The organism is Emergencia sp. 1XD21-10 (genome assembly GCF_009936045.1).
Lineage (GTDB): Bacteria > Bacillota > Clostridia > Peptostreptococcales > Anaerovoracaceae > Senimuribacter > Senimuribacter intestinalis.
In genome coordinates this window covers 15,894-34,321 of record NZ_QWEQ01000002.1, presented here as the reverse complement: position 1 = coordinate 34,321, position 18,428 = coordinate 15,894, and the positions used below count along the sequence as shown (strand labels likewise).

Below are 18,428 nucleotides of genomic sequence, written 5' to 3'. Positions count from 1 at the left end.
AAAGATGAATCAGAAACAAGACACCGCGATTCTGGTAGTCAGCTTTGGCACCAGCTATAACGAAAATAGAAAGGTCACAATAGATGCTATTGAGCAGGCAGTTGCGGATGCTTTTTCAGATTATCCGGTGCGGCGTGCTTTTACCAGTCAGATGATTATTAATAAGCTAAAGAAAAGAGATGGACTTCATATCGATAACGAAGCTGAGTCACTGCAGCATGCAGCAGCAGATGGATTCAGAAAGCTGGTGATACAGCCGACACATTTGATGAATGGAACAGAGTATCACGACCTTCTGCGCGATGTGGAAAAACATAGAGATCTTTTTGCAGCTGCAGTACTTGGAGAACCTCTTTTAACTGATAAAGAGGATTTTGAGAAAGTTGCAGCTGCCATGGTGGAAGACACAAAAGAGCATACGGATGAAAAGACGGCCGTGGTGTTGATGGGACATGGAACAGGTGTTGAGGCAAACAGGGTATACTTTGATTTGCAAGATGAGCTCAGAAAACAGGGACACCACAACTATTTTATCGCAACTGTGGAAGCGGTACCAACTCTGGAAGATATTCTTCCTGCCTTAAAGGAAGGCGGTTATGAAAAAATTGTGCTGCAGCCTTTAATGATTGTTGCAGGCGATCATGCCAATAACGATATGGCAAGTGATGATGAAGATTCATGGAAAACGATTCTGGAAAAAGAGGGCTATGCGGTGCAGTGTGTACTGCGAGGCATGGGGCAGATTCCTGCAATCAGAGAAATTTTTGCGCAGCATACAGCAAGGGCATTTGAAAAGCTTAAATAAGCATCCCGATAAACGGCTGCTTCAAGCTGGTGCAAATTGCAGTTGACAGCCGAAAACGATTGTAATATAATTCTGTTAAACAACTTGAAAATATTGGTTGATAAAATCGTAATATGGAATCAGGTGAGAGTCCTGAACAGTCCTGCTGCCGTAATGACGGAGTTTTTATGTAAGGCATATGGCCGGTCACTGGGAATCGTTCCTGGGAAGGCGCATAAGAGCGTTGACGTCAGAGTCGGAAGACATCCCAATATTTTACCATGAAAGTCACAGGATATGAGTTTTAGGGTAATAATAGTAAATTCTTCGGCGGCTGGACTCCCAAAACGGAAAAGAAGGAGACAGTGCGAAGAGTTTTACTTAATGCAAGATAAATTTGAACCCGAATCCTGTGGATTCGGGTTTTTCTATTGCAACATTATTCATTGCAGGAAAAGCTTGCAGAAAGGATAATATGGAGAAGTTTACCGTCAAAAATGGAAAAAAACTAAAATACGGTTTTACAACCGGAAGTTGCGCTGCTGCTGCAGCTGCAGCGGCAGCGGCTATGCTTTTTTCTGGAGAGAAAGTCTCTGAGGCGGAGGTTATATTGCCTGCAGGAGAGAAAACGACCATGCAGGTCAGTGAAATAGATATAGATAAGGGTACGGTTTGCTGCACGGTGATAAAAGACGGAGGCGATGACCCTGATGCAACCCATGGCGCAGGAATTTCAGCCTGTGTCAGCAAGGAGCCGATTTCATCGGGAACTTTAGCAGAAACTCGAGATCGTATTACCTTGCTGGGCGGCTGCGGCATAGGCATTATTACAGCAAAAGGCCTGCAGTGCAGCGTAGGAGAGCCTGCCATCAACCCGGTGCCGAGGCAGATGATCTTTGAAAATGTGCAAAGGATACGCAGGAAGTACGGAAAAGAGGAGGAACCTATATATATAGAAATTTCTGTGCCTTGCGGTGCGGAGATTGCAAAAAAAACATATAACCCAAGACTTGGGATTGTTGGGGGGATTTCTATTCTGGGAACGACAGGTATTGTCGATCCTATGAGTGAAAAGGCTCTTGTCGATACGATTAAGACTGTGATCGACAAACAGTATCAGGAGAATCCGAAGCGGATTCTTATCGCCCCGGGAAATTACGGCAGGGAATTTTGCCGTGAGTATCTGGGACTGGATATCGCAAAGGCTGTATCCATCTCTAACTATATTGGAGAAGCTTTGGATTACATTAAGTTTAAGGGGTTTGAGGAAATACTTCTGGTAGGCCATACAGGCAAGCTGATCAAGCTGGCAGCAGGGATTATGAATACCCATTCCTCTTACGCTGATGGCAGAATGGAGATTATCGGTATGCATAGTGCCGTTTGCGGTGCTGACTGCGATACTGTAAAAGCAATTGCAGAGTGTATTACCACCGATGAGGCGTTTGCTCTGATTCAGGAAAAAAATTATTATGAGGAAGTAAAAGCAAGGATTTTGGAAAAGGTTCTGTACCATCTCCATTTCAGGCTGAAAGGACAGGTGAAAGTTGAGACGGTATTGTTTACTACAGATCGAAACCATATTATGAAAAGCCCTGGTGCAGACCGGCTTGCTGAAATGATACGAAAGGATATGAAACAGATATGAGTGGAAAATTTTATGCAGTAGGACTGGGACCGGGAGATCCTAATCTGCTTACAATGAAAGCCATCAATGTAATGAAAGACTGTCATGTTATTGCAGTGCCAAGAAGTGGAGCAGCAGAGAACATGGCGCTGAAAATTGCGGGAGATTACATCTTGGACAAGGCAATCCTGGAATGCGATATGCCCATGATTAAAGATAAAGAAGAGCTTAATCGCTGTCACGAGAGGTCTGCTGATGCCATTTCCGAAATTTTAGAGCAGGGAAAGGATGTGGCGTTTCTGACCTTAGGAGATCCGGCAATTTACAGCACAGTCATGTACGTGCATAGAAAACTCGCCCAGCGGGGTTATCAGACAGCAATGGTGCCGGGCGTTCCGTCCTTCTGCGGTGCGGCGGCCAGTCTGAATATATCTCTTTGCGAACGTGAGGAAATGCTGCACATCATTCCGGCGACCTATAAAGGAAGTCAGGCGGAAGAACTGGAAGGCACGAAAGTGCTGATGAAGTCAGGCAAAACCATCATGAAGATTAAAGATCAGCTGGCTGACAAGAAAGCTATGATGGTAGAATGCGCCACCATGGAAAATGAAAGGGTATATCAGGACCTAAAAGAACTGAAAGAGCAGTCCAGCTACTTTTCGCTGATTATAATTCCGTCGGAAGACAGACAAAAGGAGAGTTAAACTATGATTTATTTTATCGGAGCAGGTCCGGGCGCTGCAGATTTAATTACTGTCAGAGGGGCGGAGCTTCTAAAGAAAGCAGACGTTATCATTTATGCAGGTTCTCTTGTGAATCCGGCGCTTTTAGATTATGCTGGTAAAGACTGTAAGATTTATAACAGTGCTAAGATGACTTTGGAAGAGGTTATTGCGGTGATGAAAGAAAACAGGGGAAAGGAAGTAGTCCGGCTCCACACAGGAGATCCTTGTATCTACGGCGCGATTAGAGAGCAGATGGATATTTTAGACCGGGAAAATATGGAATATGTTTCTGTACCCGGCGTCAGCTCCTTTATCGGTGCTGCAGCAGCATTAAATGCAGAATACACTTTACCTAATGTAAGCCAGACAGTCATTTTGACAAGAATGGCAGGAAGAACCCCGGTTCCTGAGAAAGAAGAAATTTCTAAACTGGCTGAACATGGAGCAACCATGGTAGTATTTCTAACCTCCACCATGTTGGCTGAGCTTTCTGAACGACTCATTGCAGGCGGGTACGCACCGGACAGCCCGGCGGCGATTGTTTATAAGGCAACCTGGCCGGACGAAAAGGTGGTTCGCACCACGGTGAAGGACATCGCAAAAGCTGCAGAAGAAAATGGTATCAATAAAATGGCGCTGATTATGGTAGGCGGTTTTTTAGGCAGCGAATACGAGCGTTCTAGGCTCTATGATCCGTCTTTTACTCATCTGTTCAGAGAGGCGGCAAAATAATGAAAAACATCAGTATTCTGGCATTTACGGCTAGAGGACAAAGCCTGGCAGAGAAAATTGCAGAAAGGCTGCAAGAGACGTGCAGTGCGGAGATTTTCGATAAAAGAAAAGAAAGCGCGAGAGAATATCTGAAAGCAAACTTTGAGAAGAAAGACACTTTTCTCTTTATCTGTGCGGCAGGCATTGCCGTTCGCCTGATTGCACCGCTGATTAAAACCAAGGATCAGGATCCGGCAGTAGTAGTCATGGACGAGTTTGGCAGATTTTCCATACCGCTGCTTTCCGGCCATCTGGGCGGCGCAAATGAAGCGGCGGCAGAGTTTGCAAAGGTGACGGGAGCGGAGCTGGTGCTGACTACGGCTACCGATATCAACGGACAGTTCGCAGTAGATGTATGGAGTAAATATGCAGGCTGTCATATTATGGATATCAGCAAAATCAAGTTGATATCATCAGCGATTTTGCGAGGAGAAAAGGTGGGGATTTCCAGCGCATTTCCCTTTGAGGGAAAATTGCCGCAGGCTCTGACTCTCGATGAAACGGAAAGTGGTATTTGTGTCAGCCTTGCCGGAAATCAGAATGTTTTTCAAAATACCATTAATTTGGTGCCGCGCATTGTTACTATCGGTGTCGGATGTCGTAAAGGTGTCAGTGCAGAGGTTTTTGAAAGGTTTATTTTGGAGCAGCTGGCAGATAAGCACATTGCGATTGAAGCGGTAGAACAGCTGGCTTCTATAGATTTGAAGAAATATGAAACCTGCATTCTGGCATTCTGCGACAAATATGAGATTCCTTTGGTTACTTATACGGCAGAGGAGCTGCAAGAAGTGCAGGGGTGCTTTGTACCATCAGCACTGGTCAAATCAGTAACGGGTGCTGATAATGTTTGTGAGCGCAGCGCGGTACTGGCGAGCAATTACGGAACAAAAATATTATCAAAGACCAGTGGAAGCGGCTGTACCTGCGCCCTGGCTATGAGAGATTGGAAGTGTAATTTTTGAATATCATTATGTCATATATTGATTATAACATGGCGGGGCTTAGAGAAAGAGAGATATTCTCCTGTACAAAGACGCAGACTGCAGAGCTTTATGATAAGCTGAAGGAAAAAGAGGAGATACTGGGGGCGGTTCTCATTGCCACATGTAACAGGACAGAGTTATATCTGTCTCTCAAGGACGAAGCAGTATTAAACCCTTTTAAGGAGCTTTGCCGGATGATAGGGGTTGAGTATGGGACTTACGCCTATATGAACCGGACACTGACAGGCGATGATGCGATTATCCATCTGTGTAAAGTGGCAGCGGGTGCTGAATCTCAGATTTGGGGCGATGATCAGATTGTGACACAGGTAGATGATGCGCTGAAAGCTGCCCAAAAAGCGGGGGTGACAGATACTCTGCTCAATGTCATTTTCAGAAATGGTGTTAGTGCGGGAAAAAAGGCAAAAACTCTGGTGGATTTCAAGTTTGATGACAATTCAACTGCTTCTCGGGCGGTCAAACTGATTCGTACCAATCCGGCACTGAAAAAGGTGCTGGTCATCGGAAATGGAATGATTGGACGTCTGGTTGCGGAAATTCTGGTAAAAGAGGGCTTAGAAGCGACGATGACCCTTCGTCAGTATAGGCATGGAGAAAACATCATACCGCAGGGTGTGAAAACCGTCAACTATGGGGAACGTTATCATGCGATAGAGACGGTTGACGCTGTTGTCAGTGCAACTTTAAGTCCCCATTACACTGTATCTATGGAGGAAATCAGCCGGTTGAGCAGAGTACCGGAGGTGTTTATTGATTTGGCTGTACCCAGAGATATTGACCCAAGGGTGGAAGAACTTGCGCATGTGCGTTACTATGATATAGATAATTTGGGCACAGATGTGAGAGACACCCGTATGGAACAGCAAATGAAAGAAATTGAATTGATTATAGAAAAATACATGGACGACTTCCACAAATGGTATAGCTTCAGGGAGCGTCTGTCGAAAGAGGATATCTAAATGAAAATATATGTAGTGGGCATCGGCCCGGGTAACAGGGAATATATGACGCCGCAGGCGAAGGAAGCCATTGAGAAAAGCGATGTCATCGTAGGCTACACTCTGTATGTGGATCTGGTACGGGAACTTACAGAAGGAAAAGAAATTAAATCGACAGCTATGAAGCAGGAGGTAGATCGCTGCAAGCTGGCGCTGGAATCTGCTCTGAAAGGAAAAACAGTGGCCTTTGTCTGCAGCGGAGATGCTGGCGTTTACGGAATGGCAGGAATTATGGCGGAGGTTGCAGCAGAGCATCCGGAGGTGGAAATTATTATTGTGCCGGGTATTACGGCGGCCTGCAGCGGTGCAGCAGTATTAGGAGCACCGCTGATTCACGACTTTGCAGTTATTTCTCTGTCAGACCTTTTGACTCCGTGGGAAAAAATTGAAAAAAGACTGCATCTTGCGGCAGAAGCTGACTTTGTGGTCTGTCTTTATAATCCGAAAAGTAAGAAACGTCACGATTATGTCGACAAAGCAGCAGAGATTATGAGCGCTTTCAAAGGCTGGGATACGCCCTGCGGTTATGTAAAAAACATCGGAAGAGATGGCGAAACAGGGGTGGTATGCACTCTTGCTGATTTAAAAAATAATGAAGAAATAGACATGTTTACCACTGTCTTTATAGGAAATAGTCAGACGAAAGTCATCAACGGAAAGCTGGTAACACCTCGTGGATATCAAGACGTGTAAGAAAAAAAGAATACTGGTCTTTGCGGGAACTTATGAGGGTCATCAGCTGGCAAAGGCTTTTGCGGAGAGGAAATGGCAAAGCGGTGCGGATTTCTGTGTTGCTACGGATTACGGAAGTGAAATGCTGACAGATATACCGGGGCTTTCTGTTCTTGAAGGAAGGTTGAACCTTTCAGAAATGGAAGAGCTGATGGCTGCCGGAGATTACGGTCTTGTCATTGATGCGACACACCCTTACGCAAATATTGTCACAGAAAATATTCGAGGAGCCTGTGAGAATCAGTCGATTTCATATTTGAGGCTTCTGCGAGAAAAGGGAAACACCGCAGGTGAGGGTATCATAGAAGTCGCTACCATCGAAGAAGCTGTGAATTTTTTAAATCGAACTGATGAGCGGGTGCTGCTGACGACCGGTGCCAAAGAGCTGTGGAAATATAGTAAAATGAAAGGTATCCAGGAAAGAGCAGTTGCAAGAGTGCTTCCATCGGTTTCATCTGTTGAAAGCTGTATAGCAGCAGGTATCGCTCCAAAAAATATTATCGCTATGCAGGGTCCTTTTATAAAGGAAATGAATCTGGCGGTTATGAAACAGTACGGCTGCCGGTGGCTTGTGACAAAGAATACGGGAAAACCAGGCGGCTTTGATGATAAATTGTCGTGTCTGGAAGAAGGCTTCGGAATTATTGTGATTGGAAGACCCAGCGAGGAGGCAGGATATTCCTTTGAAGAGGTGTTAAGAAAGGCAGCGGACTATTATGAAAAATAGATATTTTCCGGTCTTTGTACCATCTGAGGGGAAGATGGTAGTTGTATTTGGCGGCGGCAATATCGCAACCAGAAGAGTTAAAACTCTGCTGGAATTTGATTTTGAAATTACTGTCATAGCGCCGGAGACTTCCCAGGCGCTGAAAAATCTGACGGCAAATGACAGACTGACTTTGATTACGGACATTTATAATGAAGAATATTTGCATGACTGCTATATGGTGCTTGCCTGTACTGATAACAGACAGGTAAACAAGCAGATTGGAGATGCGGCAAAGAAACGGAACATTTTGGTAAGTGTCTGTGATAATAGGGCAGAGTGTACATTTTATTTTCCGGCTGTCGCAGCGGGAGATGAGGTTACTGCAGGTATCTGCGGTAGCGGACTTTCTCACAGCGTTACGAAAAGAGCTGCAGCAAAAGTAAGAGAAATCATAAAAGGAAAGGCATACTGATGAAAGTAATCGTAGGAAGCAGAGAAAGCAAGCTGGCTGTGATTCAGTCAGAGATGGTGATAGATGCCATTAGAAAATTCGACAGCACCATTGATGTCGGATTGGTGACTATGAAGACCACCGGCGACATCATATTAGATAAAACGTTGGATCAAATTGGAGGGAAAGGTCTTTTCGTCAAGGAGCTGGATAAGGCTTTGATGGAGAAAAGAGTTGATTTAACAGTGCATAGTCTGAAGGATATGCCGATGGAGGTGGATGGCGATTTGCCGCTTCTGGCGTTTTCCGAAAGAGAAGACCCAAGAGATGCGCTGGTTCTGAGGGCAGGTCTCGAAAGGCTGCCGCAAAATCCAATCATAGGCTGCTCTTCAAAGAGAAGGAAATTACAGGCGCAGAAACTGTATCAGACAGCGGATATCAGACCGATTAGAGGCAATGTGCAGACACGCCTTGCAAAACTGGACGAAGGACAGTATGACGCTATTATTTTAGCTTATGCTGGGCTGAAGAGGCTAAACCTTGAAGCGCGAATCAGCAAGCTGTTTTCCACTGAGGAAATTCTGCCGGCTGCATGTCAGGGAATTTTGGCAGTACAGGGAAGGAAGGGTTATGAGGTTCCTTTTCTTAAGGATTTCGCAGATGAAGAGGCGAGATTAGTCGCATTGGCAGAAAGAAGTTTTGTCCGGACTTTGGACGGCGGCTGCAGTTCACCGGTTGCAGCATATGCTGTAATTAACGGTGATGAAATCACTATAAAGGGCTATTATGTAGACGAAGAAGAGAACCAATACATAGATGAAATAAAGGGCAGCAAATATCAGGGTGAGAGTCTGGGAAGAGAGCTTGCTCTGAGGATGAAAGGAGGCAGCGCATGGGCACAGGAATCGTATATTTAGTAGGTGCAGGTCCAGGAGATAAGGAACTGCTTACAGTGAAGGCTGTACGGCTGATTGAGGAAGCGGACGTTATCGTCTACGACCGGTTAGTCAGTGAAAGTATTATGGAACTGATTCCAGATTGCTGCAGACGCATCGACGTAGGTAAAAATGTAGGCAATCATCCAGTTCCCCAGCATGAAATCAACAAAATCCTTCTGAGAGAGGCGCAGGCCGGTCAAAAAGTAGTGCGGCTCAAAGGCGGCGACCCATTTGTCTTCGGCAGAGGGGGAGAAGAACTGGAGCTATTGGCAGATAACAGAATCCCCTTTGAAGTAGTACCGGGCATCACATCTTCTATTTCAGTGCCGGCCTATGCAGGCATTCCAGTAACTCACAGAGATTTTTGCTCGTCGCTGCACATTATTACAGGGCATGCAAAGGAAGGCGCCGATCTTGCTATCGATTTTGACGCGCTGGTACGGCTCAAAGGAACACTGATTTTTATGATGAGTGTGTCGACAGTGGGCCGCATTGCAAAAGGTTTGCTTCTTGCAGGTATGGAAGAAGACATGCCTTGCGCTGTGATCGAAAATGGAACCTATACAAAGCAGAGAAAGTTCATTTCAGATTTAGCACATATAGAAGAAGCTGTAAGGCGTAATGGGGTGAAATCTCCAGCAGTCATTGCTGTGGGCAGGGTTTGTTCTCTCTCGGACAGATTTGACTGGTTTGATGGAAGACCACTTAAGGGCAGACGAATTCTGGTGACACAGCCAAAAAGTAAAGCTTCAAAGCTAGAACAAAAGCTGCGGAATCTGGGTGCGGAAACGAAGCTATATCCTTGTATCAGGACTGATTTTATCAGACCTATGGCACCTGATTTTGAAGGATATGATACCCTCGTATTTACCAGTACCGAGGGCGTTCTCTCCTTCTTCAGTTGGCTTTTGGAGCAGGGGAAAGATGTTCGGGTGGTTTCCGGCAAGCGCTTTGCTTGTATCGGCAGTGCTACAGCAGCTGCCCTGAAGGAATTCGGTCTGACAGCAGATTTTCTGCCTTCTGTGTACGACGGTGAAACTTTGGGACGAGAGATGGTTGCAACGGGCTTTGTGGACAAAGACAGCAAGGTGCTGCTGCTGCGGGCAAAGATAGGAACAGCTGATTTGACTGAAGCTCTTGATGCAGGAGAAATAACGTATCTGGATTACCCGGTTTACGATACCGCATATGTAGAACATGAGGAGATTACAAATCTGGAAGACTGGGACTATGTGACTTTTACAAGTAAATCCTGTGTAGATGGTTTTGTGAAGACACAGAGCAGAGATCATTTTGCAGGGGTAAAAGCCCTTTGCATTGGAAAACAGACTGCAGCAGAAGCCGCAAGGTTTGGCTTTGATACAGTCGTTTCAAAGGTAGCTACTATCGATAGTATGGTAGAAAAGGTAAGGAGTAAGTGCAATGATTAACAGACCGAGAAGACTTAGAGCAAATCCGCTGATTCGCGGTATGGTGCGGGAGACCAGGGTGTCAGCTGACAGCCTGATTTATCCTATTTTCTTTGAAGAAGGAACTGATATAAAAGCTGAAATTTCCGCGATGGAAGGGCAGTATCGTTACAGCCCGGATAGAGCAAAGGAAGTCATCGACCAATGTTTGCAGCACGGCGTTAATAAGGTGCTGCTGTTTGGTATTCCAAAGGAAAAAGACGAGAAGGGCAGTCAGGCTTATGCCGAAAACGGCGTGGTTCAGCAGGCTGTACGCGCGATAAAGGAAGAATACGGAGATCAGATTTATGTGATTACCGATGTGTGTATGTGTGAATATACTTCCCATGGACATTGTGGTATTCTTTGCGGACATGACGTAGACAATGACGAAACTTTGAAATATCTGGCGGCTACGGCAGTTTCTCATGCGGCGGCAGGCGCTGATATGGTTGCACCTTCTGACATGATGGACGGAAGAATTGCTGCGATTCGCGCAGGTCTTGACGAAAATAGCTTTAAAAACGTGCCGATTATGAGCTATGCAGTGAAATACGCTTCAAAATTTTACGGTCCGTTCCGTGAAGCTGCAGGCAGCGCACCTTCTTTTGGCGATAGAAAAACCTATCAGATGGATTTTCATAACATTAAGGAGGGTATGAAAGAGGCAATCATTGATGAACAAGAAGGGGCAGATATTCTCATGGTAAAGCCGGCGCTTTCCTATCTGGATGTAATCAGAGAGCTTTCTTATGAAACCAATCTGCCAATTGCAACCTACAGCGTCAGCGGTGAATATGCTATGATAAAAAATGCTGGCAAAGCAGGGCTTGTGGATGAGTACGGCATCATGTGTGAAACGGCAGTTTCCATGTACCGTGCAGGTGCAGACATCATCATGACCTATTATGCCATGGAAATTGCAGATGCGATAAAGAGAGGAGATATCGGCTAATGAAGAGTTCACAGCAGCTATTTGACAGAGCAAAAAAGGTAATGCCCGGCGGTGTCAACAGTCCGGTAAGAGCCTTTAAGTCCGTAGGTTTAACACCGCGATTTATTGAAAAAGCTTGCGGCAATAAAATTTACGATATCGAAGGAAATGAGTATCTTGACTATGTGGGCTCTTGGGGCCCGATGATTTTAGGTCATGCAGATCCGAAAGTGATTGCCGCTGTACAGCAGAGAGTCAGCAAGGGTCTCAGCTTCGGTGCATGCACAGAACTTGAGGTGGAACTGGCAGAACTGATTTGCGACAATATTCCTCACGTAGAAATGATTCGTATGGTAAACAGTGGTACTGAGGCAGTCATGAGTGCGCTGCGCCTTGCCAGAGGCTATACGAAAAAGAGCAAGATTATCAAATTCGAAGGCTGCTATCACGGACACAGCGATGCTATGCTGGTAAAGGCAGGCTCCGGCGCCATGACCTTTGGCGATCCGGATAGCGCAGGTGTAACCTGCGGTGCAGCAGCGGATACACTCCTTGCGCGGTATAATGACCTTGCCAGTGTAGAGTTTCTCATGAAAAAAAACAGAGACGATATTGCTTGCGTCATTGTGGAGCCGACAGCTGCAAATATGGGCGTTGTACCTGCAGAACCTGGATTTTTACAGGGGCTGCGTAATTTATGCGACCGATTCGGTGCACTTTTGATTTTTGATGAAGTGATAACGGGTTTTCGTCTTGCTTTTGGAGGAGCTGCTGCGTACTTCGGTGTGACGCCGGATTTAGTGACCTATGGAAAGATTATCGGCGGCGGTATGCCGGTGGGAGCCTATGGGGGCAGAAGGGAAATTATGGAATGTGTTTCACCTCTTGGCAGTGTGTATCAGGCAGGAACTTTATCGGGAAATCCTATCGCTATGACTGCAGGCATTGAAACACTGCAGCAGCTGCTAGTTAACCCTTCCATTTATGATCGAATCAATGAAATGGGACAGTATCTGGCAGACGGTCTGCGCAGCGCCAGCGGCTTTACGGTAAATCACATAGGCTCGCTGGTCTGCATGTTTTATACAAAGGAGCCTGTCACAGATTATGACAGCGCTTGCAAATCGGACACGCAGGGATTTGGTCACGTGTTCAAAGAGCTTCTTGAGGCAGGCATCTACGTGGCACCGTCACAGTATGAGGCGATGTTCATAAACAGCTGTTTTACAAAAGAAGAACTGGATTTCACCATTGAGTCTTATAAAAAGGCATTGAAGAAATAGGGAAGTTTTATGAAAGTAATTGTTGCAGGCGCAGGTCCGGGGGCTGCGGATCTTTATACAGACAAGATGATACAGGCGGTACGTTCTGCCGATTTGGTGCTGACAGCAGGCAGACTTTATGATTCGCTTTCGGCGCTGACTGACAAGGTGCAGGTGATGGGAGTTATGGACACTGTTTCTTATATTAACGCCCATGGGAAAGAACCTATAATCATATGTGTTGCAGCTTCCGGCGATACGGGATTTTACAGCATTGCATCCACCATAGCAAAAAATGTAAGACCCGAAATTGAGATGGAATTTATCAGCGGTATCGGCAGTTTGTCCTGTTTTATGGCAAAACTGAAACTGGGCTATGAGGATATAAAGACGGTAAGTCTTCACGGCAGAAACAAATCTATCGTGCCATATGTTTGCTATCATGAAAAGGTGTTTGCTCTGACAGGAGGCACGCTTAAGGTACAGGATATTGCAAAGCAGCTGCGTAAGGCGGGACTCTCCAATGTTACGATGTATATCGGAGAAAATTTATCCCTTGAAGAAGAGAGAATATTGACGGGAAACCCAGCGGATTTTGCGGAGATGGAATTTGACGACTTGTCAGTTATAGTTGTCGAGAATAAAAATTATGCAAACCGATATAAAACCTTAAAAGATGAGGATTTTGTCAGAGGAAAGAGTCCTATGACGAAGGAAGCTGTACGGAACTTAGTGCTGTCAGCCTTGGAAATAGAGCCGACCGATGTTGTTTACGATATTGGAGCAGGCACTGGCTCTGTGACCTGCGCAATGGCGTACAAAGCTTTTGAATCCACGGTTTACGCAGTGGAAAAAAATTCTGAAGGGGTGGAACTGGTAAAACAGAACATGGCGGCAACCGGTGCAGGAAACATTGTAATAAGGAATGCGCTGGCGCCCGATGGTCTTTCTGATTTTCCGCCTGCTGACAAGGTGTTTATCGGTGGCAGCACAGGAAATCTCACAGAGATTATGGAAGCCGTTCTTGCAAAAAATCCGGCAGCAGTCTTTGCAGTCACTGCGGTAACGCTGGAAACCATTTCTCAGGCAACTGAGGTGTTTAAGGAGCTGCAGATGGCAACTGAGGTAGTCTGCGCCAACATTGCCACCGCAAAAAAACTGGGAAATTATCATCTTATGCAGGCAGACAATCCGGTATATATCATCAAAGGAGCAAGGAAACTTGAAAACTAAAGTAAGTCGAATTATGCTGGTAGGAAGTGGCAGCGGCTGTGGTAAAACCACTGTGACCTGCTCTCTTTTACAGGCGCTTTACAGCAGAAACATCAAAGCCGCCAGCTTTAAATGCGGTCCCGATTATATCGACCCTATGTTTCACAGTGAGATTTTGGGAACAAAATCCAGAAATCTGGATTTATTTCTGTGCGGTGAAAATACGGTGAAATACCTGCTTTCCGAAAATGGAAAGGGTTCGGATATTGCTGTCATAGAAGGGGTTATGGGCATGTATGACGGTTTGGGGTTTTCTGATGACACCTGTTCGGCTAACCACATTGCAAGAGTGACAGAAACGCCGGAGATTCTCATTACAGGGGTCAGGGGAAAGAGCCTGTCCCTTTTGGCGGAGCTTTCTGGATATATCAATTTTGCAGAGAATCGGATAGCGGGGGTGATTCTAAACCACTGCTCAAAAGCTATGTATCCTTTTTATAAAGAGATGATTGAAGAAAAACTTCATTTGCGCTGCTATGGATATCTTCCAAAGCTTCCTGAGGCGGAAATTGGCAGCAGACATCTGGGACTGGTTACTGCCGAAGAAATAGAAAACCTGAAAGAAAAGATGGAAGTCTTGGGAAAGGTGGCTGCCGAAACGCTGGATTTGGAAGGAATTTTAGAGCTGGCACAGTCGGCGGCTGAAATAGAGTGCGAGGAAATCTGCGTACCACAGGTATTGGAAAAGCCGGTCTCCATTGGGGTAGCCCGCGATAAAGCTTTTTGTTTTTATTACGAGGACAATTTTACTTTACTTAAAAAAATGGGGGCGGAGTTGATACCTTTTTCACCCCTTATGGACAAAGAACTTCCAGACGGGATTAGCGGCGTGATTTTAGGCGGCGGCTATCCAGAGGAGTATCTTTACGAGCTGTCTTCTAATGAGTCGATGCTTGAGTCTGTCAGAAGCGCAGCAGCCGGCGGCATGCCGGTTTATGCAGAATGCGGCGGCTTTATGTATCTGGGAAAGTCCATAGAAAAAGACGGAAAAATCTTTCCCATGGCGGGCGTTCTTTCCGGTCAATCTGTGATGACGAAAAGTCTGGTTCGCTTTGGATATAAAACGCTGACTGCAAACAGTGACAATCTAATGTGCGGGAAAGGGGACACCATTGCCTGCCATGAGTTTCACTACAGTGACAGTGATATGAACGGTGAAGGTTTTACTGCGGAAAAGGGAAAGAGACACTGGCAGGCTGTCTGCAGCAGTGAGACAATTTTCGCTGGATATCCCCATATTCACCTGTGGAGCAATCCTGCTTTTGGGGAGAATTTTGTAAGGAAATGTGAGGCATATAGATGGAAACAGTCATCATCATTTTAATTGCTTTTTTGCTGGACTGTCTTTTTGGCGATCCGCCGTGGCTGCCGCACCCCATTCGCCTGATTGGCTTTTTCATTACGAAGGGAGAAAAGCTGCTTCGTGCTTTGTTTCCAAAGAACAAAGGCGGTGAAATCGCAGCAGGAGCGGTGCTGGCAGTAAGTGTTCCTGTGCTGACCTTCGGGTTATGCTGGGGGCTGCTGCAGGCAGCTGCAATGGTTCATGTTTATCTGAAATATGCGGTGGAAACTTTGCTTTGCTATCAGATTTTTGCGGCTAAGTCGCTCAAAGACGAGAGTATGCGTGTTTATCACCATATTGAGGCGGGCGATCTTGCAGGTGCGCGCAAATATCTGTCCTACATTGTGGGAAGAGATACGAAAGATCTTGATTTTAGGCAGATTACCAAGGCTGTGGTGGAAACAGTGGCGGAGAACACCTCTGACGGCGTTATTGCGCCTATGCTGTTTATGGCAGTGGGCGGCGCGCCCCTTGGTATGCTTTATAAGGCGGTTAATACGCTGGACTCCATGGTGGGCTATAAGAACGAGAAGTATATCAATTTTGGCAAAGTGTCTGCCATCAGCGATGATATTTGGAATTATATTCCGGCAAGACTGACTGCTTTTGCTATGGTGGCGGCAGCATTTTTTACCGGCTTTGACGCAAAGAATGGACTGAAGATTTACAGAAGAGACAGAAGAAATCACGCCAGCCCCAACAGCGCCCATCCGGAATCTGTCTGTGCTGGTGCATTGCATGTACAGCTTGCCGGTGACGCATATTACTTCGGAAAACTTTACAAGAAAAAGACCATCGGCGATGATGACAGACCAATCGAAGCATCCGACATCAAAAACACCGTGAAGCTGATGTATGGTGCAGCGATTTTATGCCTCATCATCTTCCTTGGGATTAGAACCTGTTTGGAGTTACTATAATGAAAGAAATACATGGCGGAAATATTTATAAATACGACCACAAGGTCTATGACTTTTCAGCTAATCTCAATCCTCTTGGCATGCCGGAGGAAGTGAAGACGGCGATTGCAGAACATATAGACCGGTACGAAAGCTATCCTGACCCGCAGAACAGGGAGCTGACTGAGGCGCTTAGTTTGTATCACAGTGTGCCGAAAGAGTGTATCTGCTGCGGTAATGGGGCGGCAGACATCATCTTTCGCATTGCTTTAGGCTTGCGACCGCAGAAGTCACTTGTTCTGGCGCCAACTTTTTCGGAGTATGAACAGGCGCTGAAGGCTTGCGGCAGTACTGTAGTCTATCACTTTCTTGCAGAGGAGAAGGGATTTCGGCTGCAGGAAGATGTGCTAAAGGCTATTGATGAGAGTCTGGATATGATGTTTCTTTGCAATCCTAACAATCCGACTGGCATACCGACAGAGCGGGAATTGGTGCTTGCCATTGCGCAGAAATGTGAAAGATGCGGTGTTACTTTAGTCATAGACGAGTGCTTTACAGAGTTTTTGGACGAAGAAGAGCGCTATTCGGTTGTGGCTGATGTGCAACGCCTTGAAAACGTTATTATTTTAAAGGCATTTACAAAGATATATGCTATGGCTGGACTTAGACTGGGATATTGCATCTGCGCAAATACTGTACAGGCGGAAATCATCAGAGAGACGCTGCAGCCTTGGGCAGTATCTACTGTAGCAGCAAAAGCAGGATGTGCGGCACTTAAGTTGACGGGGTTTGTGGAGAAAACGAAAACATATATCAAAGAAAATAGGGAGTTTCTTGTAAAAGGATTGATAGATTTGGGCTACAAAGTGTATAATACAAAGGCGAACTATATTTTTTTCAGAAGTGCCAGGGATATCCGAAAACCACTGGAAGCCTTTGATATTATTGTAAGAAGCTGCAGCAATTATATTTCTCTTGATGAGCAGTATTACCGAATCGCTGTAAGAACCAGAGAGGAAAATATTTATTTTTTAAATTGTCTTGGAGAAATTACAGAGGGAAGAGAGGAACCTATCCATGGCTAAAACAATTATGATACTGGGAACCTGCTCTAATGCCGGAAAGAGTGTGGTAACTGCGGGAATTTGCAGAATCTTAAAGCAGGACGGCTATAAAGTAGCTCCCTTTAAAGCGCAGAATATGGCGCTGAATTCCTTTATCACCAAAGATGGTATGGAAATGGGCAGAGCGCAGGTGATGCAGGCGGAGGCATGTCAGATTGAACCAGACTGCCGTATGAACCCTGTGCTGCTCAAGCCGACCAGCGACAAGGGCTCGCAGGTCATTATCAACGGGGAAGTGTACGGCACCCTGACAGCAAAGGATTTTTACAAAGAAAAAGGAAGATTTCGTGAAAATATCAGACAGGCTTTTGAGAGTCTTTCCAGGGACTACGATGTTATCGTCATGGAGGGGGCGGGAAGCCCTGCGGAAATCAACTTAAAAGAAGAAGATTTGGTGAACATGGGCATGGCAAGGATGGCGGATGCGCCGGTGCTTCTTGTAGGAGATATTGACAGAGGCGGCGTTTTTGCTTCCTTAGCAGGTACTATGCTGCTCTTTGACGAGGAAGAAAAAGAAAGAGTCAAAGGTGTAATCATCAATAAATTCAGAGGTGATGTGACAATTTTGGAACCAGGGCTTCGCATGCTGGAAGATATCATTTCCGTACCGGTGGCAGGCGTAGTTCCTTATATGGAACTGGATCTTGACGATGAGGATAGTCTGACTGACCGCTTTGCAAACCGTAAAGGTGAGGTTCTTGTGGATATCGCTGTCATTCGCACGCCGAGAATATCCAATTTTACCGACTTTAATCCCTTTGAATATATTGACGGGGTGGGCGTAAGGTACGCAGGGTCGGTTCATGAGCTGGGAAATCCGGATCTCATTATACTGCCGGGCACAAAGAACACCATGGCAGATCTTTTGTGGCTGCGTCAGTCAGGGCTTGAGGCTGCCGTTTTGAAACACCATGCCAAGGGAAAGCCGATTTTCGGCATCTGCGGCGGATTCCAAATGTTGGGACAAAGTCTGTCAGATCCAAAGGGTGTGGAACATGGAGGTCAGATGAGCGGAATCGGTCTGCTCCCCCACAGTACTGAATTTGGGAATGAGAAAATCAGAACCAATGCGACAGGGGTACTATCTGACGTAGATGGCATTTTTGCTGCTCTGTCAGGCAAAACATATCAAGGCTATGAAATCCACATGGGCACCTCGGGCGCCAGTGGCAATATCATAAACGATGGAAATGTTTACGGCACCTATATTCACGGCATTTTTGACAAAGAGGAAATTGCAAAAGCTGTCATAGAGGCTCTTCTGGCTGAAAAAGGCGTGGATTTTACTGATGTAAAGGCATTTGATGTTGACGCGTATAAGCAGGTGCAGTATGATATTCTTGCAGACAATTTACGCGCTGCACTGGATATGGATTTGATTTACAGTTTGATTAGATAACAGGAGGAA

Annotated in this window: 18 protein-coding genes and 1 riboswitch; all 18 genes read left to right on the top strand. The window is 45.8% G+C overall.

What is annotated here, in order from left to right; all coding sequences use genetic code 11:
• The first annotated feature begins 4 nt into the window (after positions 1-4).
• The 18 genes from D1151_RS00320 (at position 5) to D1151_RS00235 (ending at position 18,419) form a co-directional block, all read left to right on the top strand.
• Positions 5-805, top strand: a complete 801-nt coding sequence (locus D1151_RS00320; RefSeq protein ID WP_160202215.1) for a sirohydrochlorin cobaltochelatase — start codon at positions 5-7, stop codon at positions 803-805.
• Between the two features lie 77 nt (positions 806-882).
• Positions 883-1,072: riboswitch (cobalamin riboswitch) on the top strand.
• A gap of 187 nt (positions 1,073-1,259) precedes the next feature.
• A complete protein-coding gene (gene cbiD, locus D1151_RS00315; RefSeq protein WP_161907537.1) occupies positions 1,260-2,432 on the top strand; it encodes a cobalt-precorrin-5B (C(1))-methyltransferase CbiD in 1,173 nt (390 codons plus the stop codon).
• Positions 2,429-3,115, top strand: coding sequence for a precorrin-2 C(20)-methyltransferase (cobI, locus tag D1151_RS00310; RefSeq protein WP_161907536.1), 687 nt, complete (start codon positions 2,429-2,431; stop codon positions 3,113-3,115). Before cbiD ends, cobI begins: the two co-directional genes overlap by 4 nt.
• A 3-nt stretch (positions 3,116-3,118) precedes the next feature.
• Positions 3,119-3,868: a precorrin-4 C(11)-methyltransferase gene (gene cobM, locus D1151_RS00305; RefSeq protein ID WP_161907535.1), complete on the top strand. Its 750-nt coding sequence runs from the start codon at positions 3,119-3,121 to the stop codon at positions 3,866-3,868.
• Positions 3,868-4,869 (top strand): cobalt-precorrin 5A hydrolase, encoded by a 1,002-nt coding sequence (locus tag D1151_RS00300; protein WP_161907534.1) that lies wholly within the window; start codon positions 3,868-3,870, stop codon positions 4,867-4,869. The genes cobM and D1151_RS00300 overlap by 1 nt, the downstream gene beginning before the upstream one ends.
• On the top strand, positions 4,866-5,870 hold the full coding sequence (locus D1151_RS00295; protein WP_161907533.1) for a glutamyl-tRNA reductase: 1,005 nt from the start codon (positions 4,866-4,868) through the stop codon (positions 5,868-5,870). Before D1151_RS00300 ends, D1151_RS00295 begins: the two co-directional genes overlap by 4 nt.
• Positions 5,871-6,602: a precorrin-3B C(17)-methyltransferase gene (gene cobJ, locus D1151_RS00290; RefSeq protein ID WP_161907532.1), complete on the top strand. Its 732-nt coding sequence runs from the start codon at positions 5,871-5,873 to the stop codon at positions 6,600-6,602.
• Positions 6,583-7,368 carry a precorrin-6A reductase gene (cobK, locus tag D1151_RS00285; protein ID WP_161907531.1) on the top strand — a complete coding sequence of 262 codons (786 nt, stop codon included), beginning with the start codon at positions 6,583-6,585 and terminating at the stop codon, positions 7,366-7,368. The genes cobJ and cobK overlap by 20 nt, the downstream gene beginning before the upstream one ends.
• The gene (locus D1151_RS00280) at positions 7,358-7,822 is read left to right on the top strand and encodes a bifunctional precorrin-2 dehydrogenase/sirohydrochlorin ferrochelatase (protein WP_161907530.1); all 465 of its coding nucleotides are present in this window, start codon (positions 7,358-7,360) and stop codon (positions 7,820-7,822) included. The genes cobK and D1151_RS00280 overlap by 11 nt, the downstream gene beginning before the upstream one ends.
• Positions 7,822-8,718, top strand: a complete 897-nt coding sequence (hemC, locus tag D1151_RS00275) for a hydroxymethylbilane synthase (RefSeq protein WP_161907529.1) — start codon at positions 7,822-7,824, stop codon at positions 8,716-8,718. Before D1151_RS00280 ends, hemC begins: the two co-directional genes overlap by 1 nt.
• On the top strand, positions 8,694-10,169 hold the full coding sequence (gene cobA, locus D1151_RS00270; protein ID WP_161907528.1) for a uroporphyrinogen-III C-methyltransferase: 1,476 nt from the start codon (positions 8,694-8,696) through the stop codon (positions 10,167-10,169). The genes hemC and cobA overlap by 25 nt, the downstream gene beginning before the upstream one ends.
• Positions 10,162-11,142 carry a porphobilinogen synthase gene (hemB, locus tag D1151_RS00265; protein WP_161907527.1) on the top strand — a complete coding sequence of 327 codons (981 nt, stop codon included), beginning with the start codon at positions 10,162-10,164 and terminating at the stop codon, positions 11,140-11,142. Before cobA ends, hemB begins: the two co-directional genes overlap by 8 nt.
• Entirely contained in the window at positions 11,142-12,404 is a 1,263-nt protein-coding gene (hemL, locus tag D1151_RS00260; protein WP_161907526.1) for a glutamate-1-semialdehyde 2,1-aminomutase, read from the top strand. Before hemB ends, hemL begins: the two co-directional genes overlap by 1 nt.
• A gap of 9 nt (positions 12,405-12,413) precedes the next feature.
• Positions 12,414-13,616, top strand: a complete 1,203-nt coding sequence (gene cbiE / locus D1151_RS00255) for a precorrin-6y C5,15-methyltransferase (decarboxylating) subunit CbiE (protein WP_161907525.1) — start codon at positions 12,414-12,416, stop codon at positions 13,614-13,616.
• Positions 13,606-14,979, top strand: a complete 1,374-nt coding sequence (locus D1151_RS00250; RefSeq protein WP_243151123.1) for a cobyrinate a,c-diamide synthase — start codon at positions 13,606-13,608, stop codon at positions 14,977-14,979. The genes cbiE and D1151_RS00250 overlap by 11 nt, the downstream gene beginning before the upstream one ends.
• Positions 14,955-15,917 (top strand): adenosylcobinamide-phosphate synthase CbiB, encoded by a 963-nt coding sequence (gene cbiB / locus D1151_RS00245; RefSeq protein WP_161907524.1) that lies wholly within the window; start codon positions 14,955-14,957, stop codon positions 15,915-15,917. The genes D1151_RS00250 and cbiB overlap by 25 nt, the downstream gene beginning before the upstream one ends.
• A complete protein-coding gene (locus tag D1151_RS00240) occupies positions 15,917-16,981 on the top strand; it encodes a histidinol-phosphate transaminase (protein ID WP_202620354.1) in 1,065 nt (354 codons plus the stop codon). Before cbiB ends, D1151_RS00240 begins: the two co-directional genes overlap by 1 nt.
• The gene (locus D1151_RS00235; protein WP_161907523.1) at positions 16,974-18,419 is read left to right on the top strand and encodes a cobyric acid synthase; all 1,446 of its coding nucleotides are present in this window, start codon (positions 16,974-16,976) and stop codon (positions 18,417-18,419) included. Before D1151_RS00240 ends, D1151_RS00235 begins: the two co-directional genes overlap by 8 nt.
• Positions 18,420-18,428 lie beyond the last annotated feature (9 nt).